Raw genomic sequence first — 26,266 nt, 5'->3', positions numbered from 1 at the left:
GTCGGCGGGTGGCCCGCGGACTCGGTCGATGGCCCGCGAACTCAGACGGTCGTCAGTCGTCGCCGTGGGCCGATTCGGGCGTGAACGTGACGCCGCCGATTTCGATTTCGTCGGGGACGCGGTCGGTGTCGTGCGCGCCGACCGGAGGGAGGTTCGCGTCGGCCGCCGGCGACGCGTCGAGGTCGGTCGCGGACGCGATTGTCTCCATCTCGCCGTCGGCCTCGCGCGCGTCCTGGTCGATGCGCATCGAGCAGAACTCGACGCCGCACATCGAGCAGAAGCGCGCCTCCTTGTAGTTGTCGCCGGGGAGCGTCTGGTCGTGGTACGACCGCGCCCGCTCGGGGTCGAGCGCGAGGTCGAACTGCCGCGCCCAGTCGAACTCGTAGCGGGCCTCCGAGAGCGCGTCGTCCCAGTCGCGCGCGCCGGGGAGGCCGGTCGCCACGTCGGCCGCGTGGGCGGCGATTCGGTAGGCCGCGAGCCCCTCGCGCACGTCCTCGCGGTCGGGAAGCCCGAGGTGTTCTTTCGGCGTGACGTAACACAGCATCGCCGCGCCGGCGCGGCCCGCCTCGGTCGCGCCGATGGCGCTCGTGATGTGGTCGTAGCCCGGAGCCACGTCGGTGACGAGCGGGCCGAGGACGTAGAACGGCGCGCCGTCGCAGACCTGCTGTTGGCGCTCGACGTTCTCGGCGATTTGGTCCATCGGGACGTGGCCGGGTCCCTCGACCATCACCTGCACGCCGTAGTCCCACGCGGTCTGCGTGAGTTCGCCCAGCGTGTCGAGTTCGGCGAACTGCGCGTCGTCGCCGGCGTCGGCCAGACAGCCGGGTCGGAGGCCGTCGCCGAGCGAGAACGTCACGTCGTGCTCGGCGAAGATGTCGCAGATGTCCTCGAACGCGACGAAAAGCGGGTTCTGCTCGCCGTTTTCCTCCATCCACTGGGCGAGGATGGAGCCGCCGCGGGAGACGATGCCCGTCTTCCGGCCGTCGGTCAGGGGGAGGTGCTCCATCAGCACGCCCGCGTGAATCGTCATGTAATCGACGCCCTGTTCGGCCTGTTTCTCGATGATTTCGAGGAGCAGGTCGCGGGTGATGTCCTCGGGGCTGTCGACGCGCTTGACCGCCTCGTAGATGGGGACGGTGCCGATTGGGACCGGCGAGTACGCCACGTTCGCCTCGCGAATCTCGTCGAGGTTCGACCCCGTCGAGAGGTCCATCACCGTGTCCGCGCCGTAGTGGACCGCGGTGTGGAGCTTCTCCAACTCCTCGGTGAGGTCGCTCGTCGTCTCGCTGTTACCGATGTTCGCGTTGACCTTCGTGGCGAACTCGCGGCCGATAATCATCGGGTCGAGCGAGTCGTGGTTGCGGTTCGCGGGGACGACCGCCTGGCCCTCGGCGACCTGCTTCCTGACGAACTCGGGGTCGCGGTTCTCGCGCTCCGCGACGCGTTCCATCGCAGGGGTGACGCGTCCCTCTCGGGCGTGCTGGAGTTGTGTCGACGCCATTGATTACCTAGTGATACAACTGGCTAATAACAGTTGTGACAGCCGCGGCCAGCGGGAGATGGTCGTCGGAGAGGGCGACTCACGCCGGGTTCAACACGTCCACAGAACCCTCACGAGCATTGTCTGAGGCGGCGTGACACAGACGGCGACTCAATCTATCGAGTGACCAAGACGATGCCGACGACCGCGAACGCGATACCCGTGAGTTTCGTGAGTGTGAGGTTCTCTCCGAGAACGAGCATCCCGATGACGGCGGCGACGACGAAGTACATCGCACCGAGCGTGGAGACCACTGTCGTCGACCCATGAGTGAACCCGATATACATCGAAATGAGACCAATTCCGGTGAACAACCCGGCCACGCCGGCAAGGAGACCTCCCCTTGCGGTAACTGCGAGCGATGCGTCTGAAACGATGATGAAGCCGAACGCGAGAAGCGCGGCGACGAGATACGAGATGGCGGCGGCAGTCCGCGGATCCATGGACTCCGACGCGGCGTTGCCTAAGATTATCCAAATCCCCCACGTCACCATTGTAACCAGGCCGAACAACACAGCCGAGTCCATCTCAGCGAATTCCATCTGTAACGCCTCACGTCGCCGTTCAAAAGAAACCGGACCTCGATTATGACTGGTGTATATAGGGGGCGGGCAGAGATGCCGGCACGGAGGTCCGTTTATTCTACCCCACCGACGCTGAACTAACTGCCGAGTAGCGCCTGTGGATCTATCGGCAGAACGGGTCCACGGTTAGCATTCGATGTCGGCAACCTGCGCCAACTGCGGTCGTTCGTCGATTGGATGGGAGTCCCAGAAATGGAATTGGAGACAGTAGTTCTCATCAAGCTCATCGACACCTAAGATGTCGACTCTCTCGGCGAAGTCCTTGACGACTCCGTGTACTGCGACCGGGGTGACATCTTTGTCTGGGGCTATCGTTACTGGCTCGTCAGCGCCCGCGTTGACACGATGCGACTCCCAGTCTAGCATGCCAGATTCGGTTTCGAGCGCGAGGTGGAACGTCTGCGCTCCGTCGTCCGTATTCCGGAGTTCGACGTTCACCTCTTGAAGGGATCCGTCGGACGTGAACGGGGCGATACAGCCGGAGAACCCGAACAACGTGGTGGCCGCACCGAGGAGGACGTGGCGGCGTTGCACACGTCCGACTACATCCGACATTAGTAAGTATGTTATCACTTCTGAACGATTCGATTCTCTCATACTGGGGACTGAGCCCGTGACCGATTCACAGAGATGCAAGGGGGAAGCCCACGGCTTCAGCCGTGGGTCACTGACACAGAAACAGTCGCCGAAACGTCGCCGGAAGCGCGCGTGAACCGCGCTACCGACTCGTCACCTCAACCCTCGTAGCCGGCGTACTCCATCAGTTTCGCGAAGATGTCGGTATCCATCGCCTCCTTGTAGACGACGCCGCCGAGCATGCCGCCGGGGTAGAAGTTCCCGTTCATGACGTGGTTGACCTTGTGGCAGTGCATGAGGTAGATGCCGGGTTGGGCGTCGGCCGTGAACTCTATGGTGTGGCGCTCCGCGGGCGCGATGTTCGTCACGTCCATGTCGTGGCGGGCGGCCTCGGGGACGACGCCGCCGTCCTTTTCGACGACCTGGAAGCGGTGGTTGTGGATGTGCATCGGGTGGCTCATGTAGCCCGCGTTGACGTAGTGGATGCGGACGGTGTCGCCCCGTTCGACGATGATGGGCGAGCCGTCTTCGGGGTGGAGCGTCCGCGGCGCGCTCTTGCCGTTGACGGTGAACACGTCCGGCTTCCGGTTCCGGGGGTCGTAAGCCACGTTCTCGCCGGCCATCTGCCGGGGGAGCCGCGAGTCCCAGTCGCGGACGGTCATGAAGTACTCCCTGTCGGCCGGTTCGTACCCCTTCGGGTCGACGCGGAGGATGCCGTACATCCCCATCTCGATGTGCCGGTGGGTCTGGTAGTGACAGTGGTAGAGGTGCGTCCCGGGGACGTTCGCCGGGATGGTGTAGGTGTGTTTCTCGCCGGGGTCGACGCGGATGCCCGTCGTCGTCGGCACGCCGTCGTCCTTCCAGGCCTTGCGCACGCCGTGGAAGTGGACCGTGTGCGGGCGCATCCCGTCGGTGTTGTCCAGCGTGACCTCCATGTCGTTGCCCTCGGTCGTCCGGAGAATCGGCCCGGGGACGCTCGGCGCACCGTCGTCGGCGCTGAACGCCCACACCTGCGGGAGTTCGACCGGCCCCCCCATCGTTTCGAGGGGGTGCGCCGCGTGGCGCGCCGGCGCGCTCTTGAGGGTGACCTTCCCGCCCTGCTCGTCGACCTGCACGACCTCCGGCGGGCTGGTGTACGGCAGCGCCGACTCGCTCGTCTGGGCGACCGTCGTCTCGTCCGCGCCGACGGCGGCGTTGCCGTCGCCGTTCGTGGGCGCTGCGCACCCCGCGAGGCCGAGCGCTCCGACGCTCCCCGTTGCGGCGAGGAATTCGCGACGCGACACCGTCGAACCGGGTGCACCGACGTAGTTGCTCATTACAGTCGGTCGTTGGCCCGGGGGAGTGGAATACCGTCTCGCCGGTTCCCGTCTCTCAGTACGGCTCCGAACATGTTCGGCGCGGTCGATACGTACCGGGCGGGGAAACGGTCGAGTCGGGCGTGCCAGTGCGAATCGACGGCCATCGATTCGACCGACTCGACGCTGGTGCCCACACCTTTCATACGACCCGGTGGCGTATCGGAACCCGAACTGACGGCGCGCGCCGCGCCGAGCAACCCAAGCCTACGCAGATGTCGACGAATCCACTCTCAGACGCGCTCGAACCGGACTTCGAGACGGTGTTCGACGCCCTCACCAGCACGCAGTGTCGCGCCGTCCTCAAGCGGCTCGACGGCCCGATGACCGCCTCGGACATCGCCGCCGCGTGCGACCTCCCGCGCTCGACGGTGTACCGAAAGCTCGAACAGATGGTCGAGGCGGGGCTGTTGGAGAAACGCGACCGCGGCCGCGAGGCCGCCCGCTACGCGCTCGGCTTCGAAGAGGTGGTCGTGACGCGCGAACCGGGCGACCTCTCGATTTCCGTGTCGTCGCCGTCGCGGTCCGCCGCGGACCAGCTCTCGACGCTGTGGTCGGCCGTCAGCGACCAGACCGACGACTGAGAGTTAGACCGTCGCGTCGTCTCGCGCGAGAAACGCCTTCATGACTTTCCCTTCTGCCCGGTGGAGCTTCTCGCTCGTCGTCGACTTCGCCAGCCCGACGGCCTCGGCGAGCCCGGTGAGCGTGCACGTCCGCGGCGTGTCGTAGTAGCCCTCGGCGACCGCCGTCTCGAGGAGCGCGTACTGGTCGTCGGTGAGAAGCGACTCCGTGTCTATCGACTGGTGGATGGAGACGAGGTCGAACGGGATACCGAACTGGGTGAGCTGTTCGCCCAGCTCCGAGAGGTTCTCGCGCGGCGCGGTCACCTCGACGGTCACCTCGCCGTCGACGATGGTGATGGGCAGTTCCAGCGGGATGCCCACCTCGCTGAGCGTGAGAATCAACAGCGGCTCGGTCGTCTCGAACTGCACCAGCGCGCGCTCCGGCTGCGCTTCGAGAATCGTCACCGAGACGACCGACTCGTACTCGTCGATGGTGGTGACGACCGGCTCGATGTCGGCCGCCCGTATCTCGACGAGGCCGACGCCCGTCTCGTCGGCCGGCATCGCCGCGAGGACGGTGAACTCGGCGTCCGGATAGCGGCCCGAGAGGTCGGAAACCCAGACCTGCTCGGGGAGCGTGATGGAGAGCGTTGCTCGGGGCATCGGTAGTGAAACGAACTCGTCCCCGCCGCACAAAGATAGTTCCGAACATGTTCGGCCATCGACCGCGGTTCGGGAACCACCGAGACGGGCTTTTCACCGGAACCCCGACCGTCGAGTGTCGAGCGGGGTGGGTCCACCGCCTCGCCGCACTCAATCATGAGTTCGAACGATTCCACATCTCCGACGCTCGGCCGGCGAACCGTACTTCGACTCCTCGGCGGCGCGGCCGTCTCTACGACCGCGCTGGGAGGCGTCGCCGACTCCGCGCGAGCGCAGTCGGGGACCGACCTCGACTCGTGGTTCGCACAGACCTCGAACTACGAGGGGGTGGTGGACGAGACGGGGAGTTCGACGGTGACGGTGACAGTGGGTTCGCAGGCGAACGGCGGGGCGTTCGGGTTCGGCCCGGCCGCGGTTCGCGTCGACCCCGGAACGACCGTCGTCTGGGAGTGGAACGGGAAAGGCGGCTCGCACAACGTCGCCGCCAGCGACGGGAGTTTCGAGTCCGATCTCGTCGGCGACAGCGGCCACACGTTCGAGCACACGTTCGACGCGGAAGGCGTCTACACCTACGTCTGTACGCCGCACGAGACGCTCGGCATGAAGGGCGCAGTCGTCGTCGGCAACGCCGGCGGCGCGACCGCGACCGAGGCGGCCGACTCGGCCGGTGAGGGCGAGTCAGAGGCGTCTGCCGAGAGCGCCGGTGAGGGCGACGTTGACCTCGACGCGTGGTTCGAAAACACCTCGAACTTCGACGGCGTGGAGGGACAGACCGGCCTCCAGCGCGTGACGGTCGAGGTCGGGTCGCAGGCGAACGGCGGGGCGTTCGGGTTCGGTCCCGCGGCGATTCGCGTCTCGAAGGGGACGACCGTGGCGTGGACGTGGTCCGGCGAGGGCGGGTCGCACAACGTCGTCGCCGAGGACGGGAGCTTCGAGTCCGACCTCGTCAGCGCCGGCGACCACACGTTCGAACACACCTTCGAGGAGGCCGGGACGTACAGATACGCCTGCACGCCCCACGAGACGCTCGGGATGAAGGGCGCGGTCGTCGTCACCGACGACGAGGGCGGGTCGAACGAGCAGGTCGCCGAACCGTTCGGCGACCCCGAGGCGGAGCGCCTCGGCGGCATCGCGCTGGCCGGGACGTTCGGCGCGATGCTGGCGTCGCCCGCGCTGTTCGGCGCGTTCATGTGGCTCAAAGGCGAGGGTGGCGAGTCGGCGGGCGAGACGTATCCGAAAGAGAAGTCGGAGTAGTCGCCCACGGCCCGGCAGCGCTTTCGAAGACTGGGCGACTGCGACGCGGTCGTCACGAGACGACGGCGACAACCCATCGCGGCGGTGTCGACGGCTCCCGGCGCTGTCGTCGGTCCAGAACATTGTTACTGCCGCCAACGTGTTGACAACTATGCGCCGCCGCGCGTTCCTCGCGTCCGCCCTGACCGCCGCCTCCACCCTGACCGCCGGATGTGGTTCCATCCGGTCGCCGACCGAACACACGGACCCGGTGGTCGAGCCCGACGACAACCCCCGAGACAGGGGAAAATACCTCCAGTTCGACGGGGATGGAGACGACGGAGACCTCGCCACCGTGGGCGTCGACCCCACGTCCGGGCCCCTCCCGAGACCGCTCGCCGTCTCGATTTCGCACTCTCGCGACACCGAACTGCGGTCGCTCACACAGCGCTTTACGGCACCCGACGGTGACGGGTCCCCGCCACGACTCTCGCTACGGGGGCCGTTCGAGGGTGGCCGCAGACCTCACCCGTCCGTGTCGCTGTTCCGAGACGGGGCGGCCGCGGTCGTCGAAGTTCACCGGTTCGGCGAGCTCGCCGACGAGACCGCGTTTCTCAACCTCGCGGTCACCGAATGGCCGGAATCGGCCCGCAGGCTCGCCGTCGACAGTACCGTGGAACTCGTCGAGACGGGGGTTTTCGAGCACACGCACGTCCTCGACGGGGAGTTGGAATTCGACTTCTTCGCCGAACCGGACGCCGGCGGTGGAACCGCTGGAACCCCGGGTTCGTCGGGGTAGCTAGACACCGGATCGCCGCGAGTGCAGACATCGGTCTGGACGTTCGAGACCGAGATGCGGCTACCCGACGAACACCCGCGTCACGTGCCCGCCGCAGCCGCACTGCTCGACGTACTCGTACGCCACGCCGTCGAACCGCTCCGCCAGCGCGTCGTAGAGGTACGTCTCCGGGTGGCCGTGGTCGCCGTGGGTGACGAGGTTGACGTGGTGGCCGGCGGTCGTGTGTTCGACCGCGGCGACCGCCTCCGAGACCACGAGGTCGCGGTCGGCGGCGTGCCGCGGGTGTTCGAGGTTCGCCGACCACGACGTGTCGTGGACGCGGTCGGTCGCCGAGTCGGGCGGTTCGCGGTCGTGGTCCGCGGGTCGCGAGTCGGTCGTCATCACACTTCGAGAGACGGCTTCCGACTCAAAGAGCGGCTATCCGAACATGTTCGTCCGGGCTGTGCGAGGCCGGGAAGCGCCGCGTGTAGCCTATAGCAGGCGTGTGAACCACGACCTGTATGGAGCTTCAACGCAAGACCATCGCGAAGGCAATCGTCGTCGTGTTCGTCTTCAACCTCGTCGTGATGGGCGCGGGCGCCTGGTTCGCCTATCAGGAGGCCCCGCCCATCCCCGACGAGGTGGTCGGACCCGACGGCGACGTCGTCGTCAGCGGCGACGTGATTCGAGAGGGCAAGACGGTGTTCCAGAAAGACGGCCTGATGAACCACGGGTCGATACTGGGCAACGGCGCGTACTACGGCGCGGACTACACCGCCGACGCGCTGGATTTGAAAGTCCAGTTCATGCGGAACTACTACGCCCAAGAGCGGTACGGTGAATCCTACGACGAACTCGACTCCGCCGACCAGGCCGCCGTCGCCGACGTGGTGAAATCAGACCTCGACGACAGCTACGAGGGCGGCGCGATTCGGTACACCGCGGCCGAAGTCTACGCCCACGAGCAGGTTCGTCAGGAGTACGTCGAGCGCTACCACGAAGGCGACCACGAGCGCGGCGTCCCCGCGAACATGATCGACTCCGAGGAGGAGGCGCGGGCATTCGCGGACTTCGCCATGTGGACGGCCTGGTTCTCCCACACCGACCGCCCTGACGGCACTCACTCGTACACGAACGACTGGCCGTACCAGCCCGGCGCGGGCAACGACGCCACCGCCGCCTCGATGACGTGGAGCGTCATCGCCATGGTGCTTCTCGTCGCGGGCGCGGGCCTCGGCATCTGGCTGTACAAGTCGGTCGAACTCCCCGAGCCGTCGGCCGAAGACATCACGGTGCCCGAGCCGGGCGACGTGAGCGTCTTCCCGAGCCAGCGGGCGGCGCTTCGGTTCATCCCGGTGGCCGCGGGATTGTTCTTGGCGCAGGTGCTGTTGGGCGGCCTACTCGCGCACTTCTACATCGAGCGCGCCGGGTTCTTCGGCATCGAGTCGATATTCGGCGTGCCCATCCTGCAACTGCTCCCGTTCGCCATCGCCAAGACGTGGCACATCGACCTCGGTATCCTCTGGATCGCCGCGACGTGGCTCGGCGCGGGGCTGTTCCTCCCGCCGCTTTTGACCGGCTACGAGCCGCCGAAGCAGTCGACGTACATCAACGTCCTCCTCGGCGCGATCGTCGTCGTCGTGGTCGGCGGCCTGTCGGGCATCTGGCTGGGCGCGAACGGCTACATCGACGGCTCGCTGTGGTGGATTCTCGGCAACGAGGGGCTCGAATACCTCGAAGTCGGGAAGCTCTGGCAGTTCGGCATCCTCGCCGGCTTCCTCATCTGGGCGGGGCTGGCCGTCCGCGGCCTGAAGCCGCTTCTCGATAAGGAACCGCCGTACGGGCTGGCGCACATGATTCTGTACGCCGGCGGCTCCATCGCCCTCCTGTTCACCGCGGGCTTCCTCTTTACCCCCGAGACGAACATCGCCGTCACGGAGTTCTGGCGCTGGTGGGTCGTCCATATGTGGGTCGAGGGGGCCTTCGAGTTCTTCATCGTCGCCATCGTCGGCCTGACGCTGGTGTCGATGAACCTCCTGTCGCGCCGGAGCGCCGAGAAGGCGGTCATGCTCCAAGCGCTGCTCGTCATGGGCACGGGCATCATCGGCGTCTCGCACCACTACTGGTGGGTCGGCATGCCCGACATGTGGGTGCCCATCGGGAGCGTCTTCTCGACGCTCGAACTCATCCCGCTGGTGTTCATCCTCTACGAGGCGCTCGGGCAGTACCGCGCGATGTCGGGCGAGTCGTTCCCGTACCGCCTGCCGTTCATGTTCATCGTCGCCAGCGGCGTCTGGAACTTCGTCGGCGCGGGCGTGCTCGGCTTCTTCATCAACCTCCCGCTCATCAACTACTACGAGCACGGGACGTACCTGACGGTCGGTCACGCCCACGCCGCGATGTTCGGCGCGTTCGGCTTCCTCGCGCTCGGCATGGTCACCTACATGCTCCAACTCTCCATCGACGCCGAGCGCTGGGACGGCTCGTGGCTGCACGCCGCCTTCTGGTGTTGGAACGTCGGCCTCGTGTTGATGGTGTTCGTCTCCGTCCTCCCGGTCGGCTTCCTCCAGTTGGAGACGGCGTTTACCGGGAGCTACGCCGCCGCCCGGAGCGTCGCCTTCTACGACCAACCGCTGATTCAGACGCTGTTCTGGGCGCGGCTCCCCGGCGACTCCCTCATCATCCTCGGGACGGTCATCTACGCGGCCGACCTCGTCAGAAAGCGGTTCGTCCTCCGGCAGTCCGCCGACGACCCGAGCGTCGAGGACATGGCCGTCGCCGAGGGCATCCTGGGCGACGACTAACGAGCGAGGCTCCGTCGAACCTCGAATTTTCTGCTCGCTTTTCGAAGTCGTGCTGCATAGAGCGCGCGAGTCGGTCATCACACTCACCCGTTCCCGAACGAATCACGGTTTCATTTCGGTCGTGAGAGCGGTATGCCGAATGCTTATACAGTTCATCGGGCAACTAGAGGTAAGATGGCCAGTTCGACTCGTAACGGCGATACCAACGAAGGCGAGATTCGTCTCTGGCAAGAGGATGGCTGGTGGATTGCGAGGGACGTCGATACGGGCGTGACCACGCAAGGAGAGTCCAGAGAAGACGCGCTGGATAACCTCGACGACGCCGTTGCAGTCCACACCGGCGAACGCGGCCGCGAACCGACGGACGAGGAACTTCGTGCACTAGGTATCGACCCCGCGAACAACGCTACTGGCAGCCAAGAACCGCCGGACGTTCTCGACTAAGCTTCACTCTCGGCCACCGGGAACTGAGTAACGCGTTCTGATTTCTCGTTGATGTCGGCTCTCCCGACTCACTCCCACGCGAGCGCCAGCCCCGTCGCGGCCCCGACGACGACCGTCCCGCCGAGCGTCGCAATCACGCCCAGCGCCCCGAGGAGCAACGGGACGACGAGAAACAGGAGAACGGTCTCCACGAGCGCCGAGACCGCCCCCGCGCCGGGCGACGCTTCGAACGGGTTGCCCGCCGAGACGACCACCGCGAGTTCGAGCAGGTACATCGGGACCGGGAGCGCGAGCAATCCCACGAGCCCACCGACGAGCGCGCCGCGGACTCGGGAGTTCGCCCCGCCGAGTCGCCGCCAGAGCAGGCTGGCGAGCAGACCGCCGCCGAGAAACCCCCCGGCGACGAGCACCGCCATCGGCGCGGCGGGGGCGGCCGGGTCGCCGCCGGTCAACAACGCGACGACCGGGTCGGCGAGAACGTACCAGAGCGCGAACGCGCCGCCCGCGAGAGCGAACGTCATCGAGGGGCGGCGGCGCGCGGCGGCGAGGAGTGGTGGACGGCCCATGCGAGAGATTCGTCGCACCGGAAGAAGAAGTTCGCGGCAGTCGAGAACCGACCGACTGCGGGCGGAAACAGACCGAAAAACGACGTGGCCGGACGCTACTCAACGACGACCGCGCCCTTCATCCCGAGCGTCTCGTGGGGCGTGCAGGCGTATCTGTACGTCCCGGCCTCCTCGAAGGTGTGTTCGAACGTGTGACCGCTATTGCCCGCCAACTCCGATTCGAACCCGCCGTCCGCGGCGGCGACGTTGTGCGACCCGCCTTTTCCGTTCCACTCCCAGACGACCGTGGTTCCCGTCGAGACCCGCACGGCGGCCGGGCCGAACCCGAACGCCCCGCCGTTCGCCTGCGAACCCACTGTCACCGTCACCGTCGAACTCCCCGTCTCGTCCGAGACGCCGTCGTAGTTGTCCACGTTGTCGAACCAGCCGTCGAACTGCGGGGCGCTCCCGCCGCCGGAACCGTCGTCGCCGCCGGTCGTGCCGCCGGACTCGGTCGTCGGCTCCGCGGTCGATTCGGCGGTCGTCGCGTCGCCCCCGTCCGCTTCGGCCGCGTTCGCGGCGTCGTCGCCGGAGCCGGAACAGCCGGCGAGCGCCGTCGACAGCGCCGCCGTCGCAGTCAGTGCCGTAAAGCGCCGTCTCGTGAAGGTTGTGTCGCGCGTCATCAGCTACACCTCGGCGGCGACGGATGCAAGCGGTTATCCCGAACGTGTTCGGGGTTCTTCCCGTGCGCCGCCACTCCCGAGGCGTCAGTCGCCCGCCGACCGAGTCCCGGGCATCGGTCCGTCGTAGTCGGCGGGCACGTACCCGCAGAGCGGGTCGCTTGCCAGCGGGTCGCCGGTGTGGGCGTACGCCCGCGAGCGACTGCCGCCGCAGACGTGGCGGAACTCGCACGCGCCGCACTTCCCGCGGAGGGCGTCGCGGTCCCGGAGCGACCGGAAGAGGTCGCTTTCGCGGTACCGCTCGACGAGTCCGCCGTCGCGGACCGAGCCGGCGGACGCGGGGAGGAAGCCCGACGGGAACAGCTCGCCGGTGTGGCTGACGAAGGCGAAGCCGTCACCGGCGGTGATGCCGAGTCGGCGGCCGATGCCGTCGGTCGGGGGCGCGTCGCTCGCGTCCCGCCGGCGCTGGATGGCGACTCGGCGGTAGTGGGGCGCTTCGGTCGTCTTGACGCCGAAGGGCGCTTCCTCGCTCACCTCGGTCAGCCACTCCATGACGCGCTCGGCGCGCTCGGGAGAAATCGGGTCGAGAACGCGCCCGCGCCCGACGGGGACGAGGAAGAACACGGACCAGAGGACCGCCCCGAGGTCGGCCACGAGGTCGCAGAGCGCGGGGAGTTCGTCGACCGTTTCGGCGCAGACGGTCGTGTTTATCTGGAGCGGGAGGCCGGCCTCGCGGGCCGCACGGGCGGCCGCGACGGTCTGCTCGAAACTCCCGTCCTCTCCCCGGAAAGCGTCGTGCGACGCCGCGGTCGCGCCGTCGAGGCTGAGCGCCATGCGCTTGACGCCCGCGTCGGCGAGGTCGGCGACCGTCTCGGGCGTCAGCGACGACGTCCCGCTCGGGGTGAGCGTCATCCGGAGGCCCAAGTCGGTCCCGTACTCGACGAGGTCCACGAGGTCCGAACGGGCGAGCGGGTCGCCGCCGGAGAGGACGACGAGCTGCCCGGGGCCGAACTCGCGGGCCTGGTCGAGCAGGCGCGTTCCCTCCGCCGTCGTCAGTTCGTCGGGGTGCCGTGCGGGCGTCGCGTCCGCCCGGCAGTGATCGCACGCGAGGCCGCACGCCTGGGTGACCTCCCAGATGAGGACGAACGGCCGCCGCGAGGTGTCGATGCTCGACGGGTCAGGCGGGGCGGTCGCCGTCGGCGGCGCGTCCGCGTCGCTCCCCGTGCCCGTGTCGGTGTCGAGGTGTGGCGGTCGAGACATGGCTCTGGTCGGGTGGTTCGAGGGCGTGAAAGGTGAGCCACACCCCGAACGCGTTCGGCCGCAAGACCGGCGGCGACGGGACGAACACGTTCGGGGTGAACTTCCTGCTCCGGCGGCCCCACGACACCGGTATGGAGCACGAAGCGTACCTCGACGGACTCGACGCACCGAGCGAACGAGCGGTGAGCTTCCTCGACGTGCGGGAGCTGCCGCCGCCGGAACCGCTCACGGAGACGATGAACCGCCTCGCCGCACTCGACGGCGAAACCGTGTTCGTCCAGCTCAACGACCGCGAGCCGAAGTTCCTCTACCCGAAGCTCGACGACCGGGGGTTCGCCTACTGCTCGGCCGAGCGTGAGGACGGCGTCGTCACCGCGATTTGGGAACCCTGAGTCGTCGCCACCACCGACTCACCTCCAGCGTGCCCCTCGCTAACGTCGTCGTCGACACCCTTAGCGTCCCGAAACGTATCAATCGAACCTAATTTGGCATAATCGTTAATGTAATAACTCCTCACGCGTTTGTACGTGGTATGAGTTCAGACCACACGAATACCACCCACTCCGAATGGTGCCCTGACTGCGGCTCCGAGATGGCCTTCACCGGCACGCAGCCAGCGGGACTCGCGCAGTTCTTCTGCGAGCAGTGTCGGTACCGCCGCGACCGGTTCGTCGGCGACGACTGAACCCTCGTTCGTCTTCTCGGGACTCGCGCACTCGGGAGCGACCGCGCCCGCTCGCGTCTCGCGGTGTGGTACGACTCGCGAAGATGTTCGGAGCGCGTCTCTCAACCGTACAACCATTGTTCGTTTATACCCGTGTTCGGGCACTCGATTCAACCGGAGGGAGACACAGATGCTATCTACGACTCGGCGACGGACGCTCCAGTGGCTCGGACTCGGCGGCGCCGCATCGCTCGCCGGCTGTGCGACGAAAGCGCCGACCGCCGCGCAGTCGCTCGACGGGACGGAGGAACCGACACAACAGCGTTCGACGAATCTGGTCGACCAAGTCGCGGCCGACCCCACTGATATCCCCGGACCAATCGACCGAAGCGAGCCCGCCGAGGTCGACGTGACGCTCCGGCCGGAGGAGGTGACCGCCGAGGTCGAAGACGGCGTGACGTTCACCTACATGACCTACAACGGGCAGGTCCCCGGTCCGTTCATCCGCGTCCGGCAGGGCGACACGGTGAACCTGACGTTCGAGAACCCCGAGGAGAACGCGATGCCGCACAACGTCGACTTCCACGCGGTCGCCGGTCCCGGCGGCGGCGCGGAGGCGACGATGACGAACCCCGGCGAGACGGCGCACCTGCGGTTCAAGGCGACCTACCCCGGCGCGTACATCTACCACTGCGCCGTGCCGAACATGGACATGCACATCAGCGCCGGGATGTTCGGCCTCATCCTCGTCGAGCCACCGGAGGGTCTTCCCGAGGTCGACCACGAGGTCTACATCGGCCAGCACGAACTCTACACTGACAAGGCCGCCGGCGAGGAGGGCCAGCACAACTTCGACTACGCGTCGATGCGGGACGAGGACCCAACGTACGTCCTCATGAACGGCGAGAAGTACGCGTGGACGCCCAACGCCCGGGGACCGGCCGCGACCGTCGGCACGGGCGAGACGGTCCGGGTGTACTTCGTCGACGGGGGGCCGAACCTCTCCAGTAGCTTCCACCCCATCGGGAGCGTCTGGGAGACGCTCTACCCGGACGGCTCTTTGACGACGGAGCCCCAGAGCCACATCCAGACGCGGCTCGTCCCGCCGGGGAGCACGACCATCGCGACGATGAGCTCGCCCGTCCCCGGCGACTTCAAACTCGTCGACCACTCGCTGTCCCGCGTCGCCCGCAAGGGTTGTATGGCGGTCATCCGCGCCGAGGGGCCGGAGGACCCCGAGATATTCGACCCCGACCCTGACCCGCAGTAGCGCCGTCGCACCGACTGGCAACCATTGATCGCTGTTTTTCGCCCGTCTCTGTCGAAACCTCTCGGTGTTGAGAGAACACGCGTGCAACGCTTAGAGGGCGATGTCAACGACCGAATACAACAGCACTTCCAAAGAGTATGAACAGTGCCCCGAGTACAACTCCACCAACGAGCGTTCCGGTTGTTGACGAGGCAACAAGCCCGAGAGTCGCTATCCCGCCACCGATGAGTATCCAACACAGGCCAATCCAGTGACGGCTAAGGCGTTTGAACCACGGCGAGATGCGAGGGGCAAGAACCTGTACAAGACCAATAAGGGCCAAAACGATTCCGGCGATAACTCCACCAGTATTGATCGGGTTCGTCAAGAATACGAAGACGCCGATGGCGAGTACTGCGACTAGCAGCGTACTCACGCCACCCCACACACCACCGAACTCGTCGTTGATGTCAGTCATCGATAGAGGGCCGATGCTGGTTGCAACGCATACGTGAACGAGTACTGATTGGACGTGTAATATATTTCGCCAGCGAGTCGCTAGTGGCCGACTCGCACTCTGTGTTCAGCGAGGCGTATTACACATCGTGGCGGTTGTCAGTCCCAGTAGGAATCAACCGATTCACCGGCGAGTCGTGCGCGGACGAACAGGTACGCGAAATGAACTGGGACGTAGCCGAGACAGAGAATCCAGCCCTGTGGCTTCGAGACTAAGTCCCATGTGCGTTCAACACCCCTCGTAGCATCCATCGAGAGCGTTTCCAAGCCGGCTATCGAATCAAGCGCAGATCCGACGACTATCACAAACACGCAGATGTAGAGGATAGCCACGGCGAGGATTTCGAGCGATTGGTGAGCACGCATCGTTCCGCAAGTGGTGTACCGTATATGCGGGCCGAAAATAAAGCCACTCTGAGGCCGGTTGGCATTCATCGTGTACCTCGACCGTTCCGACCGCAACGGAGCGCCGGCACCAACCGGTCGTCCCCGGACTGACCGGTTTTCTACCTGACGCTGTTGACCCCCGCCGGACCTGACAGAACCCGCATGTCGGAAGTGACTACCGAGAATCGGCCACAGCATTATCCCGTTCGCTTTCGAAGTGCCAAGGATGCCAGACGACAAACAGGGCCGAAACAAGCAAGCGGCCAACGAAGAACAGCGCCAGCGCGAACGAGCGCTCCAAGAGGCGCGTGACCGCGCCGACGAACCCGCCCCCGGGGAGCAGCTTGGGGACCTCGACGATGCGCTTGAGATTCAGGACTACCCGACCACGACGGAGCAACTCGTCGAGAACTACGGCGACTACGAGGTCGAAACGCAAGGAGGGTTGAAACCCGTCGACGAGGTCCTCGCTCCGGTTGACAACGAGCTATACGACTCCGCGGACGAGGTTCGCGACCGGATTCAGCGATTGATAAATCGGAGATGAGTGCGTCCGAAGCCGTCTCCGTCGTGGCGATATTTCGGTAACCTACGCTCCGAGCCGTGTCCGGTCCGTCTGTGCCACTCTTTGGCCCGTCCATACGTAGCTCCCGTCCCGCGACGACGAATTTTGACAGCACCGAGCACCATCGACTCGTGCCACGACCGCGACGGGCGCCGGCACCGAACGGTGCGTTGAACGTGTTCGGGGGTGGGCCTACGCCCGTGGCGACCCCATTTCGGACCATGCCAGACATCCCATCCCTGTTCGGCGGGTCGCGAGCCGACCGCTTCGACGATATCGACCAGTTCGTCCCGGAACACCTGCCCGGCCCGGACGCCTTTCTCGACGGTCACCGCGTCCTCGACGGCGACGACCACGTCGCCGTCCACCGGGTCGCGCGCGACCTGTTCGAAGACCGCGGCGTCTACGACGTGACGTTCGGCTACAACCTCGCGCGGCTGAACCTCGACCGGCGACACCCCGAGGCGGGCTTTCGCTACGCGGAGGACCGCGACGACCCGTCGATTCTCCGCGCGGAGTTCACACCGACGACGCCGTTTTGCCCGCAGTCGAAGACGCTCACCGTCGGCGCGTTTCGGGCGTGGAACGGCCTCGCCGACCGCCACGACTACGACCGCGTCCGGGTCCGCGTCGCGCCGATGCACCAGCAGGCCGACGCCATCAACGCGGAGCTCGACGCGATGGACGCGGGCGACGCCCAGGCGCAGGCGGAGACGAACGACTCGACCCGCGTCGCTGGAGCGCCAGCGGGCGAGCGCGACGACGAGGCCGAACCGGGAGCGGTTTCGCTGTCCGAGGAGTTCGAGGCGGCGCTGAACCGGCTGTCGGGCGAAAAGCAGTAGGCGTCCGTTTTTCGTCCGTCGTGACCCCGCAGCTCAGTCGTCGCCGGCCGGCGCGAACACGAGCACTGCGGTACTATCGACTGGCGCGCGCGGCGAGATGTCGCGGTCGCCGCCGAACCGCAGCAGCTCCCCCGCCGCGACCTCGTGGGTCTCGCCGTCGAGCGCGAGTTCCATCCGGCCGTCGACGACGTGGAAGACGATGTCGAAGCCGGGGTGAGAGTGCGCCGGCACCTCGTCGCCGGCTTCGAGGCGGAGCCTGACGGTTTTCGGACGGTCGGTCTCGAAGACGGGCGCGTGCATCTGCGGCGGGAGGTCGGCGAGCGCGGCGTGTTCTGGCATCACGGCTGGACTGTCGGCCGCGCGGTCGGTAAGCCTGCGGCCGAACGCGTTCGGGGGAGACACGACCTGTGGACGAGAGCGAGAACGAACGAGGTGAGCGACAGCAGGTGCTATTTTGTTCTCCGCGGGCGATGGCCTGTTCGATGCCCTCCATCGTCGACGAAACCGTGTTCAGCGAGCCCTCCGGCGGCGTCTTCCCGGTCGTCCAGCTCTGCGGCGCGCTCGTCATGTCGGGTCTGTACTGGCAGTACGCCGTCGTGGACCAGTCCCTGTCTGGCGGGTGGCTCCTGTTCATGATAGCGGGGACCGCGCTGTCCGGCGTCGCCGAGTCGCTTCCGAACGATCGACGGCGAGAAGCCGGGGTCCTGCGTCTCGCGGCGGTTCTCGTCCTGACGTGTCTGCTCGCGATGCTCTTCCTCGCGCCCGAACTGCTCATGGAATGAAGGAGTCCGAGACGCGTCGCTGACGAATCGACTCAGTCCGCGCCGTCGTCCGCATCGGCGGCCGACGCGACTGCGCCGCCGACCAGCGACTGCGGGCTGTGGAGCCAGATGACCCGCAGGAGGTTCGCGGCGAACGCCGCGACGCCGACGAACACGAGCGTCCAGCCCGCCGTCTCGGCGGCCGGAGAGAGTCCGGCGAGGTCGTTCGTGACGACGACGGCGACCCCCGAGAGGACGAGGGCGAAGTCGAGGCGGGCGAGGCGGTCGCTGTAGAGGTCGTCGAGCATCGGTACGGGTTCGAGGCCGAGGCGGTCGCTGTAGCGGTGGACCCAGACGATGAAGGGGACGACGTGGTAGAGCGTCCCGAGCACGACGAAGCCGACGAACCCGAGGAGGAACAGCGAGTCGACCCCCGGCGTGCCGAACAAGCGGTCGCCGGCCAGCGGGGCCGCGAGCCACGCGGGGAGCGTCAGGACGGCCCAGGCGGCGAGCGCGACGGCCGCGACGGCGTACCGGGTGAGCATGGGCGTCCAGTCGACCGACGACTCGACGAGGCGACGGGCGAGAATCACCGCGACGCCGAGAAGCGAGAGGGCGACGAGCGCGCCGCCGACCCGCGCGAGCGTCGGCTCGGAGACGAGTCGCCCGCCGGCGAGCGCGACGACGCCCAGCGGGTAGCCGACCTCCTCGACGCGGCGGAGCCACACGTCGACGCCGCGGAGTTTCGTCTGGGTGAACATCGTCGCGAGTTGGTAGAGCGCGCCGACGACGGTCGTCACGACGACGCCGAAGACGGCGAGCGTGACGTGGGCCGCGCGGACGGTCCCGTGGGTCGCGCCGACGCCGGCGAAAAGCGGCCGCGTGAAGTCGACCGCGAGCAGGAACCCGAGCCCGGTGACGGCCACGAGAAAACCGATTGCGAGGCCGAAGTGGCGCTCGGTCACGTCGAAGCCGTCGAGTCGAGAGAGCGTGCGCGCCATGTTGTAGGCGAACGTCCAGAAGCCGAGGAGGGCGGCGGCACCGAAGACCGGGAGCCACGCGAACGCGCCGAGGAGAAAGCACCCCGCGAGGCCGACGAGACCGACGCCGACGGCCCACAGTTGGGCGGTCGCGAGTCGCCGGGAGTAGAGGTCGACGCCGGACCAGACCGGGACGAACTGCGTCATCGCGCCCATGATGGTGACGCACACCCACCCCGCGACGAGGAGGTGGACGTGCGCGAGGCGGGCGGCACCGGGAGCGACGCCGACGGCGAGGCCGACCCGGAGGCCCACCGCGGCCGCGAGGAGGCCGAGCGCGACGACGAAGTGCCGGAGCGGAATCGTCATCGGTGGCTGTCGAGCCGTGTCGATGTCGGCGGGAATGGCGCTCATACGCGACCTAGCGCGGCGAGGAGTCCTACCGGTGACTCCGAACATATTCGTCGAGGTGGAGAAACGCGGGAGGCGGGCCGGAACCGCGGTCACGACCCGCGGCCGCGACGCTACTGCTTCGGGAACGTCGCCGCGAACTCGTCGGGGGCGCGCTGTTCGACGGTGTAGTTGTCGGCGTCGAAGGCGTCGACTTCCGCCTGCATCTCGTAGAACAGCGGCTTGGGGTCGTGGTCGTTGAGAATCGTCAGCGACTCGCCGGCGTCGAGGTCGTCGAAGGCGGCGTGAATCTTCGGATGGCGCTCTACCGGGGGGAGGTCGCGCACGTCGAGGGTGGTGTCTGCCATGCGTATCGTCCCTCGCGGGAGACCACCGAGTCGATTACCCCGAACACGTTCGCTTGCACGGCTGAACCGAATCGACACTACCCACTGCGGATGGCTAGTAAACATAATGATTCTGTGATTGTTCTCGGTGAAGAATACGTTCGTCGCCGAGCGTCGGGTGCTTTCGGACGGGAACTGGTTACTCCGGGAATACGCGGATTAAAGCGCCTCTATTGTGTAGATGGGCTCTCGAAACACCCATTCGAACGACAGTTGGTTCCCGTGTGTCACCGACGAAAATCAGTCTGAGAGGTATATTTATAACGATTCAATATATTGTTTACTGGTAAGCCCGCACCAGCAATAACGAATTGGGCAGGGCACGGAACACACATGGTAGACACATACGTCGGTTCGATCGACCAGGGGACGACCGGAACGCGCTTCATGATCTTCGATCACAGCGGGCAGGTCGTCGGCAACGCCTACGAGAAACACGAGCAGATTTACCCGAATCCGGGATGGGTCGAACACGACCCCCTCGAAATCTGGGAGAACACGAAGCAGGTCATCGCGGACGGGCTGGCCGACGCCGGCCTCGACGCGGAGCAACTCGAAGCGCTGGGCATCACGAACCAGCGCGAGACGACCATCGTCTGGGACCGTGAGACGGGCAAGCCGGTCCACAACGCGCTCGTCTGGCAGGACCGCCGGACGACCGACCGCGTCGAGGAACTCCAGGCCGAAGACAAAGTCGAGTGGATTCGCGAGCAGACCGGCCTCGAAGCGGACGCCTACTTCTCGGCGACGAAAGTCGAGTGGATTCTCGACAACGCGGAGCCGCTGAAGCTCCAGAGTTCGCGCGGCGACGACCTCCGCAGTCGGGCCGAGGAGGGCGAACTCCTGATGGGCACCATCGACGCGTGGCTCATCTACAACCTGACGGGCAACCACATCACTGACGTGTCGAACGCCTCGCGGACGATGCTCTACGACATCGAGGCGCTCGACTGGGACGACGACCTCCTCGCCGAGTTCGACGTGCCCAAAGAGATGGTCCCGGAGGTCCGGCCGTCCTCGGACGAAGACCTCTACGGCCACACGGACGCCGACGGCTTCCTCGGCGCGGAAATCCCCGTCGCGGGCGCGCTCGGCGACCAGCAGGCCGCGCTGTTCGGCCAGACCTGCTTCGACGAGGGCGACGCGAAGAACACCTACGGCACCGGCTCGTTCTACCTGATGAACACCGGGACCGAGGCGGTCTCGTCCGACCACGGCCTCCTGACGACCATCGGGTTCCAACTCTCCGGCGAGCCCGTGCAGTACGCCCTCGAAGGCTCTATCTTCATCACCGGCGCGGCAATCGAGTGGCTCGAAGACGTCGACCTCATCAACAACGCCGCCCAGACGGCGGAACTCGCGCGCTCGGTCAAGTCCACCGACGGCGTCTACATGGTCCCGGCGTTCACGGGCCTCGGCGCGCCCCACTGGGACGGTCGCGCCCGCGGCACCATCGTCGGCATGACCCGCGGCACGCGGAAGGAGCATCTCGTCCGCGCGACGCTCGAATCCATCGCCTACCAGACCCGCGACGTGGCCGAGGCCATGGAGGCCGACTCGGGCGTCGAACTGAACGCGCTCCGCGTCGACGGCGGCGCGGTCAAGAACAACTTCCTCTGTCAGCTCCAGTCCGACATCATCCAGACGGACATCGCCCGGCCGGAGGTCGACGAGACGACCGCCCTCGGGTCGGCGTACGCCGCCGGCCTCGCCGTCGGCTACTGGGACACGGTGGACGAACTCCGCGACAACTGGCAGGTCGACCGCGAGTTCTCGCCCGAGGCCGACGCCGAGCGCGTCGACAAGCTGTACGACCGCTGGCACGACGCGGTCGACCGCTCGCTCGACTGGGCGCGCGAAGACGAAACCGAGGGGGACGAGTGAGATGGCCATCGTCTTCGGCCTCGAAGCCGTCGACATCCTCGTGCTCGTCATCGCCTCGTTCGCGGGCGGGATGTTCGGCGCGTCTCTCGGGGCGCTGCCGGCGTTCATCTTCACCGGTATCATGGTGCTCGTCGGCGAGGCCGGCAACGTCGTCTCCACGGAGTTCGTCGGGGGCGGGGGCCTCGTCGCGGACGCCGCGGGCGGCTACGGTGCCGGCATCGTCGGCCCGCTGGCGTTCGGCCCCGTCTTCGGCCCCCACGTCGCCTTCGCGGGCGGCGTCGCCGCCGCGGCCTACGCCGCGAAGAACGACGGTATGCCCGCGCCCGCCGACGGCGACTACCACCCCGCGAAGGACATCGCGTACGCGCTCGGCACCCGACCGGACATCCTCGCGGTGGGCGGCGTCTTCGGCGTCATCGGGATGGCGATTCGTCAGACCTCTGCTGGGCTCGCGCTCCCGCTCGACCCGCCCGCGGTCGGCGTCGTCCTGACCGCGCTGCTCGCCCGCGCCGTCTTCGGCTACGAACTCGTCGGAACCCCCCGCGGCAAGGGCTTCCTCGACGTGTCGCCGTTCGAGACGGGCACAAAACGCGAGGCGATGACCGACGGCGGGACCGCCACCGGCGGTTCGTACCGCCTCGCGGTCGAGCCGTGGCTCCCGCACCAGTACAAGTGGAGCGGCGTCGCCGCCGTCGGAATGGCCGTCGGCATCCTCAGCGCGTACATCTTCGCGCGCACGGGGAGCCTGTTCATCCCGTTCGGCATCTCCGCGACGAGCCTGCTGTTCTTGAACCTCGGCGTCGAGAAGATTCCGGTCACCCACCACATGAGCCTCCCGGCGACGTTCATCGCCAGCATGGCCATGCTCGACGGCGCGAGCGTCCCCGTGGCGCTCGTGCTCGGCGCGGGCTTCGGCGTCCTCGGCGGCGTCCTCGGCGAGGTGTACGAGCGCGTCTTCTACGCCCACGGCAGCACCCACTTCGACCCGCCCGCGGCCTCCATCGTGACGACCACGTTCGTCCTCGGCCTGCTCGCTATCGCGGGCGTCTTCACCACGGCCGGCGCGGTGCCGCTGCCGTGAGCAGTCAGAACTGATATACCTCCCATTTCGGAACTATCATCCACGACATGGACATCGAAGCGAGGATCAAACGTCGACAGCGCCGTGACGGTGAGCCTCGCCTCCTCGTCGACTACGATTCGCTCTCGCCGGTCGCGCACATCGACGACCCGGTGAACTGCGGGCCGGTGTTGGAGCGACTGCTCGACTACCTCGACCCGGTGTTCGACGGCCACCTCCCGCCGAACGCCTACGTCTACGGCCCCAAAGGGTCGGGGAAGTCGGCGGTCGTGACGGCGCTTTTCGACCGCCTCGTCCGCGTGTCGAGCGTCAACAACGCCGCCATTCACACGACGACCCGCGTGCAGGCGACGTTCGCGCCGCGGTTCGTCTACGTCGACGCGCGCGAGACGACGAGCGCGTTCGCGTTCTATCACGCCGTGCTCGACGCGCTCGTCGACGAGTCGGTGCCGAAGCAAGGCATCAAGACGGAGGCGCTCCAGTCGCGGCTCAAAGCGACGCTCGACGGCCCGCAGACGGGAGCCATCGTCGCCGTCGACCACCTCGAAGAGCCGGGAACGCTCGACGGCGAGGCGTTCGTCGAGCTCTGTGCCGGGCTTCCGAGCAAGGTCAGTTGGTTGGCCATCGGGCGTTCGTCGCCCGACGAGACGGTGCTGACCGACTACACGGCCGGCGAGATTCAGTTCGAACCGTACCAGAGCCAGGTGCTCATCGACGTGCTGATGACGCGGGCGTCGTCGGCCGGGTCCCAGCGGACGCTCGACCACCGACTCGCGCGCGACATCGCCGAGTGGGCCGACGGCGACGCCCACGACGCGCTCGCGGCGCTGTTCGGCGCGGCCGACGAGGCGACTCGGAACAGACACCAGAGCATCACCGCCGCCGACACCGCCGCGGGAATCGCCGCGGTGCCGCGCCCGTGCGTCTCGCTCGGCCGCGTGTTCGCGCTCCCGGAGAACCGCCAGCAGGTGCTTCACGAACTCCTCGCGTTGCGCCCCGATCAACAGCAGTCGGTGCGGGCGACGAGCCAGCACATCGCCAAGTCGGTCGACCTCTCGGCGGCGACGGTCAAGCGAATCCTCTACGAACTCGCCGAAGACGGCATCACCCGCCGGGTCACGGCGGAGCGCGTCGACCGAAAGGGCCGGCCGCCGAGCCGACTCGAACCGCGGTTCCCGACGGTCGTGTTCGAACGACTGTTTGCCGCGCAGTAATCTGCTTGTATTCATCACCCAAACTCATTTTAATGCCGTTTGTGAGTCTGAGCTATGGAGCGAAAACAAATCTCATCCGGGACTGAGTGGGAGTCCAAAGTCGGATACTCTCGGGCCGTTCAGACCGGCTCTCAAGTACACGTTTCTGGGACAACAGCGACTAACGATGATGGTCAAATCGTCGGTAAAGGCGACGCATACGAACAGACGAAAAAAGCACTCCAGAACATCGAAGACGCCCTTCGAGAGACTGATGCATCACTTGAGGATGTGGTCAGAACTCGAATGTTCGTCACTGATATCGATGAGTGGGAGGCAATCGGTGAAGCCCATGGTGAAGTGTTTCGTGACGTACGCCCAGCCACCAGCATGGTGGAGGTGAATCGCCTCATCGATTCGGAGTTACTTGTTGAGATTGAGGCGGTTGCGATTATCCCAAAGTAAGTCCCTGCTCTGTACGTAGCGATTTGAGCTGCCCATATCGAGTGCTGAACTCATAGCCGACTCGCGCCCTGTATTCAGCACGAGTCCAACAACCTCCACCAGCGGAGGACTTCAACAGCGCCCGAGTCGAAAACCCGCCGCAAACCCCGTCGTCGGCGCGGTGCAACGCTTACGAACGGGGACAGAACTATACTCCGTCCACGGAATCTGTAGGTAATGACGACCACCCCGACGCCCGTCCGCGCGCCGCCCGTCGGCGTCCCGTCGAACCGCTTCGACGCATCCCCGACTCCGCAGGGTGTATCGAACGCATGACAGACGAATCGAGTCGGGAGGACGACGTGGTCGACGCCGTCGTCGAGACGCTCTGTGCGGCCGCGCCGTCGATTCGGGCGGGGCTGCCCGGCCGGCGCGTCTACGAGGAGGGCACGAACCCGAGCGGCGAGCGCCAACTGGAAGCCGACACCTACGCCGACGAACTGCTGTTGAAGCGGCTTCGCCCCCTCGACGGTGTCGGCGAGTACGCCAGCGAGGAGCGCGCCGACGTCATCGACATCGGCGAGGGCGTGTCCGTCGCGCTCGACCCGCTCGACGGGTCGACGAACCTGAAGCCGAACAACGTGATGGGGACGCTCTACAGCGTCTACGACGAACCGCTCCCCACGGGCGGCGAGAATCTGCTCGCCGCTGGCTACATCCTCTACGGCCCGGTGACGACGCTCGTGGCCGCCCGCGACGGCGTCGTCAGCGAGTACATCCTCGAATCGGGCATCAAGCGCCCGCTCCGCGAGGAGTTGACGCTGCCCGACGACCCCGCCATCTTCAGTTTCGGCGGCCGCGTCAACCACTGGTTCGACGAGTTCGAGGCGTTCGCCAGCGAGACCGAGCGCACCGAGGGCATGAAGCTCCGCTACGGCGGCTCGATGATCGGCGACGTGAACCAGATTCTCCACTACGGCGGCGTCTTCGCGTACCCCGCACAGACCGACGCACCGAGCGGGAAACTCCGACAGCAGTTCGAGGGCTTTCCCATCGGCTACATCATCGAGTGTGCGGGCGGGCGGTCCTCCGACGGTGAGACGTCGCTCCTCTCGGGGACGCCCGACGGCATTCACGACCGCGTCCCGGTCTACATCGGCAACGACTCGCTCGTCGAGTCGCTGGAAGCGCGACTGGGCTGACGGTCCGACTCACGCGGTGGCGGAGTCGCGGTCCGATACGAGCCAGACTCACCGACACCCACCGAACTGAGCAATGCGCTCGCTAGCGCGGCGGTGGCACGTCCGTTCCGACCGCGGATGAAATATAAGTATAGTTAGTATTGAATTCAGATTTCACTTGGGGCTCATTCTCTAGAATACAATATCTTCGACCGCGCTTGGCAGCCAACTGTCGAGGTGATTTGAGACCTAGAGTATTGTTCGAAATATGGATCATTACCGAAGCCCGTGTGAATTCCACTTGAGGGAGGAAAAGACTCGGTTAAAACAGCCTATACGCGTGTGAAACCGACACTTCACGAGGTTTTTGCTCACGTGGTCGAATCGAGTCGGTCAGGGTGTCGGGACTGAGTCCGATACCGGTGGCCGACGACGAACGAGGCGCCGTACGGGTGACTGTGGGCCTCTGACGGGAGTATGGCAACGTACTCAGGACGGTTTCGCGGTGTCCGTCCAATTTGGCGAAAGAAGCGTCCCATCCAGTACTATTGTATAATAAAATCAATACATATTCATCACATCTGAACATAATTGACGAGGTGATCGCCCACCTTGCTGTTATCTCAGCTGAGTCGCTCCGCAGTCAGCAGACCGATAGTCAAATGTAATAAATTTGCTATGGTGTGCCTATGTCTCC

30 protein-coding genes are annotated in these 26,266 nt (G+C 66.2%); 16 read left to right on the top strand and 14 right to left on the bottom strand.

The window, feature by feature from the left end:
* Positions 1-52: 52 nt before the first annotated feature.
* The 4 genes from thiC to DEQ92_RS14595 all read right to left on the bottom strand — a co-directional run bounded on the left by thiC (position 53) and on the right by DEQ92_RS14595 (position 4,016).
* Complete coding sequence (gene thiC / locus DEQ92_RS14610; RefSeq protein WP_115821071.1) at positions 53-1,501, bottom strand: phosphomethylpyrimidine synthase ThiC; 1,449 nt, start codon at positions 1,499-1,501, stop codon at positions 53-55.
* Between the two features lie 155 nt (positions 1,502-1,656).
* Positions 1,657-2,082 carry an EamA family transporter gene (locus tag DEQ92_RS14605; protein WP_050459356.1) on the bottom strand — a complete coding sequence of 142 codons (426 nt, stop codon included), beginning with the start codon at positions 2,080-2,082 and terminating at the stop codon, positions 1,657-1,659.
* 168 nt (positions 2,083-2,250) lie between these two features.
* Complete coding sequence (locus DEQ92_RS14600; RefSeq protein ID WP_169330636.1) at positions 2,251-2,658, bottom strand: hypothetical protein; 408 nt, start codon at positions 2,656-2,658, stop codon at positions 2,251-2,253.
* Between the two features lie 200 nt (positions 2,659-2,858).
* Positions 2,859-4,016, bottom strand: a complete 1,158-nt coding sequence (locus DEQ92_RS14595; protein WP_004976108.1) for a multicopper oxidase domain-containing protein — start codon at positions 4,014-4,016, stop codon at positions 2,859-2,861.
* Positions 4,017-4,270: 254 nt separating this feature from the next.
* Between DEQ92_RS14595 and DEQ92_RS14590 the strand changes: the two genes are divergently transcribed.
* Positions 4,271-4,639: a helix-turn-helix domain-containing protein gene (locus tag DEQ92_RS14590; RefSeq protein WP_004976107.1), complete on the top strand. Its 369-nt coding sequence runs from the start codon at positions 4,271-4,273 to the stop codon at positions 4,637-4,639.
* A 3-nt stretch (positions 4,640-4,642) separates the two neighbouring features.
* Here the strand turns inward: DEQ92_RS14590 and DEQ92_RS14585 are convergent, their stop codons facing one another.
* Complete coding sequence (locus tag DEQ92_RS14585) at positions 4,643-5,281, bottom strand: helix-turn-helix domain-containing protein (RefSeq protein WP_004976105.1); 639 nt, start codon at positions 5,279-5,281, stop codon at positions 4,643-4,645.
* Between the two features lie 156 nt (positions 5,282-5,437).
* Here DEQ92_RS14585 and DEQ92_RS14580 point away from each other — a divergent pair, with 156 nt between their 5' ends.
* Together DEQ92_RS14580 and DEQ92_RS14575 are read left to right on the top strand one after the other, a co-directional pair.
* The gene (locus DEQ92_RS14580) at positions 5,438-6,535 is read left to right on the top strand and encodes a halocyanin domain-containing protein (RefSeq protein WP_115821070.1); all 1,098 of its coding nucleotides are present in this window, start codon (positions 5,438-5,440) and stop codon (positions 6,533-6,535) included.
* A 151-nt stretch (positions 6,536-6,686) separates the two neighbouring features.
* Entirely contained in the window at positions 6,687-7,313 is a 627-nt protein-coding gene (locus DEQ92_RS14575) for a hypothetical protein (protein WP_199522921.1), read from the top strand.
* A 60-nt stretch (positions 7,314-7,373) separates the two neighbouring features.
* Here DEQ92_RS14575 and DEQ92_RS14570 read toward each other — a convergent pair whose 3' ends face one another.
* Positions 7,374-7,694 (bottom strand): CGCGG family rSAM-modified RiPP protein, encoded by a 321-nt coding sequence (locus DEQ92_RS14570; protein ID WP_115821069.1) that lies wholly within the window; start codon positions 7,692-7,694, stop codon positions 7,374-7,376.
* 119 nt (positions 7,695-7,813) lie between these two features.
* Between DEQ92_RS14570 and DEQ92_RS14565 the strand changes: the two genes are divergently transcribed.
* Positions 7,814-10,096: a nitric-oxide reductase large subunit gene (locus DEQ92_RS14565; protein ID WP_115821068.1), complete on the top strand. Its 2,283-nt coding sequence runs from the start codon at positions 7,814-7,816 to the stop codon at positions 10,094-10,096.
* A gap of 174 nt (positions 10,097-10,270) precedes the next feature.
* On the top strand, positions 10,271-10,540 hold the full coding sequence (locus tag DEQ92_RS14560) for a type II toxin-antitoxin system HicB family antitoxin (protein ID WP_115821067.1): 270 nt from the start codon (positions 10,271-10,273) through the stop codon (positions 10,538-10,540).
* Between the two features lie 68 nt (positions 10,541-10,608).
* On the opposite strand, the gene DEQ92_RS14555 is transcribed toward DEQ92_RS14560, so the two are convergent.
* From DEQ92_RS14555 to DEQ92_RS14545, 3 genes are all read right to left on the bottom strand, one after another.
* Positions 10,609-11,106: a hypothetical protein gene (locus tag DEQ92_RS14555; protein ID WP_115821066.1), complete on the bottom strand. Its 498-nt coding sequence runs from the start codon at positions 11,104-11,106 to the stop codon at positions 10,609-10,611.
* 95 nt (positions 11,107-11,201) lie between these two features.
* Positions 11,202-11,768, bottom strand: coding sequence for a halocyanin domain-containing protein (locus DEQ92_RS14550; RefSeq protein ID WP_115821065.1), 567 nt, complete (start codon positions 11,766-11,768; stop codon positions 11,202-11,204).
* 84 nt (positions 11,769-11,852) lie between these two features.
* Positions 11,853-13,025 carry a TIGR04053 family radical SAM/SPASM domain-containing protein gene (locus tag DEQ92_RS14545; RefSeq protein WP_115821064.1) on the bottom strand — a complete coding sequence of 391 codons (1,173 nt, stop codon included), beginning with the start codon at positions 13,023-13,025 and terminating at the stop codon, positions 11,853-11,855.
* A gap of 32 nt (positions 13,026-13,057) precedes the next feature.
* Between DEQ92_RS14545 and DEQ92_RS14540 the strand changes: the two genes are divergently transcribed.
* The 3 genes from DEQ92_RS14540 (at position 13,058) to nirK (ending at position 14,959) form a co-directional block, all read left to right on the top strand.
* Complete coding sequence (locus tag DEQ92_RS14540) at positions 13,058-13,417, top strand: DUF2249 domain-containing protein (RefSeq protein WP_082220651.1); 360 nt, start codon at positions 13,058-13,060, stop codon at positions 13,415-13,417.
* Between the two features lie 140 nt (positions 13,418-13,557).
* Positions 13,558-13,710, top strand: coding sequence for an HVO_2142 family zinc finger protein (locus DEQ92_RS23450; protein ID WP_008096193.1), 153 nt, complete (start codon positions 13,558-13,560; stop codon positions 13,708-13,710).
* A 169-nt stretch (positions 13,711-13,879) separates the two neighbouring features.
* On the top strand, positions 13,880-14,959 hold the full coding sequence (gene nirK, locus DEQ92_RS14535) for a copper-containing nitrite reductase (protein WP_115821063.1): 1,080 nt from the start codon (positions 13,880-13,882) through the stop codon (positions 14,957-14,959).
* Positions 14,960-15,062: 103 nt separating this feature from the next.
* Here the strand turns inward: nirK and DEQ92_RS23245 are convergent, their stop codons facing one another.
* The gene (locus DEQ92_RS23245; protein WP_147299499.1) at positions 15,063-15,416 is read right to left on the bottom strand and encodes a hypothetical protein; all 354 of its coding nucleotides are present in this window, start codon (positions 15,414-15,416) and stop codon (positions 15,063-15,065) included.
* A gap of 137 nt (positions 15,417-15,553) precedes the next feature.
* A complete protein-coding gene (locus tag DEQ92_RS14530) occupies positions 15,554-15,889 on the bottom strand; it encodes a hypothetical protein (RefSeq protein WP_004976073.1) in 336 nt (111 codons plus the stop codon).
* 178 nt (positions 15,890-16,067) lie between these two features.
* Between DEQ92_RS14530 and DEQ92_RS14525 the strand changes: the two genes are divergently transcribed.
* The gene (locus tag DEQ92_RS14525; RefSeq protein WP_004976068.1) at positions 16,068-16,388 is read left to right on the top strand and encodes a hypothetical protein; all 321 of its coding nucleotides are present in this window, start codon (positions 16,068-16,070) and stop codon (positions 16,386-16,388) included.
* A 239-nt stretch (positions 16,389-16,627) separates the two neighbouring features.
* Positions 16,628-17,248: a hypothetical protein gene (locus tag DEQ92_RS14520; RefSeq protein ID WP_004976067.1), complete on the top strand. Its 621-nt coding sequence runs from the start codon at positions 16,628-16,630 to the stop codon at positions 17,246-17,248.
* Positions 17,249-17,281: 33 nt separating this feature from the next.
* On the opposite strand, the gene DEQ92_RS14515 is transcribed toward DEQ92_RS14520, so the two are convergent.
* Positions 17,282-17,587, bottom strand: coding sequence for a cupin domain-containing protein (locus DEQ92_RS14515; RefSeq protein WP_004976066.1), 306 nt, complete (start codon positions 17,585-17,587; stop codon positions 17,282-17,284).
* A 143-nt stretch (positions 17,588-17,730) separates the two neighbouring features.
* On the opposite strand from DEQ92_RS14515, the gene DEQ92_RS14510 reads away from it, so the two are divergent.
* A complete protein-coding gene (locus tag DEQ92_RS14510) occupies positions 17,731-18,030 on the top strand; it encodes a hypothetical protein (protein ID WP_004976065.1) in 300 nt (99 codons plus the stop codon).
* Positions 18,031-18,062: 32 nt separating this feature from the next.
* Here DEQ92_RS14510 and DEQ92_RS14505 read toward each other — a convergent pair whose 3' ends face one another.
* Together DEQ92_RS14505 and DEQ92_RS14500 are read right to left on the bottom strand one after the other, a co-directional pair.
* Complete coding sequence (locus tag DEQ92_RS14505) at positions 18,063-19,403, bottom strand: hypothetical protein (protein ID WP_115821062.1); 1,341 nt, start codon at positions 19,401-19,403, stop codon at positions 18,063-18,065.
* A 110-nt stretch (positions 19,404-19,513) separates the two neighbouring features.
* Entirely contained in the window at positions 19,514-19,747 is a 234-nt protein-coding gene (locus DEQ92_RS14500) for a DUF2249 domain-containing protein (protein WP_004976062.1), read from the bottom strand.
* Between the two features lie 372 nt (positions 19,748-20,119).
* Here DEQ92_RS14500 and glpK point away from each other — a divergent pair, with 372 nt between their 5' ends.
* The 5 genes from glpK (at position 20,120) to DEQ92_RS14475 (ending at position 25,590) form a co-directional block, all read left to right on the top strand.
* A complete protein-coding gene (glpK, locus tag DEQ92_RS14495) occupies positions 20,120-21,670 on the top strand; it encodes a glycerol kinase GlpK (RefSeq protein ID WP_050459369.1) in 1,551 nt (516 codons plus the stop codon).
* A gap of 1 nt (position 21,671) precedes the next feature.
* On the top strand, positions 21,672-22,751 hold the full coding sequence (locus tag DEQ92_RS14490; protein WP_004976060.1) for a hypothetical protein: 1,080 nt from the start codon (positions 21,672-21,674) through the stop codon (positions 22,749-22,751).
* Positions 22,752-22,798: 47 nt separating this feature from the next.
* Entirely contained in the window at positions 22,799-23,965 is a 1,167-nt protein-coding gene (locus tag DEQ92_RS14485; protein WP_115821061.1) for a Cdc6/Cdc18 family protein, read from the top strand.
* Positions 23,966-24,019: 54 nt separating this feature from the next.
* The gene (locus DEQ92_RS14480) at positions 24,020-24,409 is read left to right on the top strand and encodes a RidA family protein (RefSeq protein WP_050459370.1); all 390 of its coding nucleotides are present in this window, start codon (positions 24,020-24,022) and stop codon (positions 24,407-24,409) included.
* A 311-nt stretch (positions 24,410-24,720) separates the two neighbouring features.
* A complete protein-coding gene (locus tag DEQ92_RS14475; RefSeq protein ID WP_115821060.1) occupies positions 24,721-25,590 on the top strand; it encodes a class 1 fructose-bisphosphatase in 870 nt (289 codons plus the stop codon).
* Positions 25,591-26,266 lie beyond the last annotated feature (676 nt).

The sequence above is a fragment of the Haloferax sp. Atlit-6N genome (genome assembly GCF_003383195.1).
Lineage (GTDB): Archaea > Halobacteriota > Halobacteria > Halobacteriales > Haloferacaceae > Haloferax > Haloferax gibbonsii.
This window is presented reverse-complemented; position numbering and strand designations above follow the sequence as displayed.

Coding starts and splice junctions, on each gene's coding strand:
- DEQ92_RS14475 (WP_115821060.1), top strand. CDS start 24,721: ATGACAGACGAATCGAGTCGGGAGGACGACGTGGTCGACGCCGTCGTC.
- DEQ92_RS14570 (WP_115821069.1), bottom strand. CDS start 7,694: ATGACGACCGACTCGCGACCCGCGGACCACGACCGCGAACCGCCCGAC.
- DEQ92_RS14590 (WP_004976107.1), top strand. CDS start 4,271: ATGTCGACGAATCCACTCTCAGACGCGCTCGAACCGGACTTCGAGACG.
- nirK (WP_115821063.1), top strand. CDS start 13,880: ATGCTATCTACGACTCGGCGACGGACGCTCCAGTGGCTCGGACTCGGC.
- DEQ92_RS14530 (WP_004976073.1), bottom strand. CDS start 15,889: ATGAATGCCAACCGGCCTCAGAGTGGCTTTATTTTCGGCCCGCATATA.
- DEQ92_RS14550 (WP_115821065.1), bottom strand. CDS start 11,768: ATGACGCGCGACACAACCTTCACGAGACGGCGCTTTACGGCACTGACT.
- DEQ92_RS14500 (WP_004976062.1), bottom strand. CDS start 19,747: ATGGCAGACACCACCCTCGACGTGCGCGACCTCCCCCCGGTAGAGCGC.
- DEQ92_RS14560 (WP_115821067.1), top strand. CDS start 10,271: ATGGCCAGTTCGACTCGTAACGGCGATACCAACGAAGGCGAGATTCGT.
- DEQ92_RS14515 (WP_004976066.1), bottom strand. CDS start 17,587: ATGCCAGAACACGCCGCGCTCGCCGACCTCCCGCCGCAGATGCACGCG.
- DEQ92_RS23450 (WP_008096193.1), top strand. CDS start 13,558: ATGAGTTCAGACCACACGAATACCACCCACTCCGAATGGTGCCCTGAC.
- DEQ92_RS14545 (WP_115821064.1), bottom strand. CDS start 13,025: ATGTCTCGACCGCCACACCTCGACACCGACACGGGCACGGGGAGCGAC.
- DEQ92_RS14580 (WP_115821070.1), top strand. CDS start 5,438: ATGAGTTCGAACGATTCCACATCTCCGACGCTCGGCCGGCGAACCGTA.
- DEQ92_RS14510 (WP_004976065.1), top strand. CDS start 17,731: ATGCCCTCCATCGTCGACGAAACCGTGTTCAGCGAGCCCTCCGGCGGC.
- thiC (WP_115821071.1), bottom strand. CDS start 1,501: ATGGCGTCGACACAACTCCAGCACGCCCGAGAGGGACGCGTCACCCCT.
- DEQ92_RS14575 (WP_199522921.1), top strand. CDS start 6,687: ATGCGCCGCCGCGCGTTCCTCGCGTCCGCCCTGACCGCCGCCTCCACC.
- DEQ92_RS23245 (WP_147299499.1), bottom strand. CDS start 15,416: ATGACTGACATCAACGACGAGTTCGGTGGTGTGTGGGGTGGCGTGAGT.
- DEQ92_RS14490 (WP_004976060.1), top strand. CDS start 21,672: ATGGCCATCGTCTTCGGCCTCGAAGCCGTCGACATCCTCGTGCTCGTC.
- DEQ92_RS14565 (WP_115821068.1), top strand. CDS start 7,814: ATGGAGCTTCAACGCAAGACCATCGCGAAGGCAATCGTCGTCGTGTTC.
- glpK (WP_050459369.1), top strand. CDS start 20,120: ATGGTAGACACATACGTCGGTTCGATCGACCAGGGGACGACCGGAACG.
- DEQ92_RS14605 (WP_050459356.1), bottom strand. CDS start 2,082: ATGGAATTCGCTGAGATGGACTCGGCTGTGTTGTTCGGCCTGGTTACA.
- DEQ92_RS14555 (WP_115821066.1), bottom strand. CDS start 11,106: ATGGGCCGTCCACCACTCCTCGCCGCCGCGCGCCGCCGCCCCTCGATG.
- DEQ92_RS14525 (WP_004976068.1), top strand. CDS start 16,068: ATGCCAGACGACAAACAGGGCCGAAACAAGCAAGCGGCCAACGAAGAA.
- DEQ92_RS14595 (WP_004976108.1), bottom strand. CDS start 4,016: ATGAGCAACTACGTCGGTGCACCCGGTTCGACGGTGTCGCGTCGCGAA.
- DEQ92_RS14485 (WP_115821061.1), top strand. CDS start 22,799: ATGGACATCGAAGCGAGGATCAAACGTCGACAGCGCCGTGACGGTGAG.
- DEQ92_RS14505 (WP_115821062.1), bottom strand. CDS start 19,403: ATGAGCGCCATTCCCGCCGACATCGACACGGCTCGACAGCCACCGATG.
- DEQ92_RS14480 (WP_050459370.1), top strand. CDS start 24,020: ATGGAGCGAAAACAAATCTCATCCGGGACTGAGTGGGAGTCCAAAGTC.
- DEQ92_RS14520 (WP_004976067.1), top strand. CDS start 16,628: ATGCCAGACATCCCATCCCTGTTCGGCGGGTCGCGAGCCGACCGCTTC.
- DEQ92_RS14585 (WP_004976105.1), bottom strand. CDS start 5,281: ATGCCCCGAGCAACGCTCTCCATCACGCTCCCCGAGCAGGTCTGGGTT.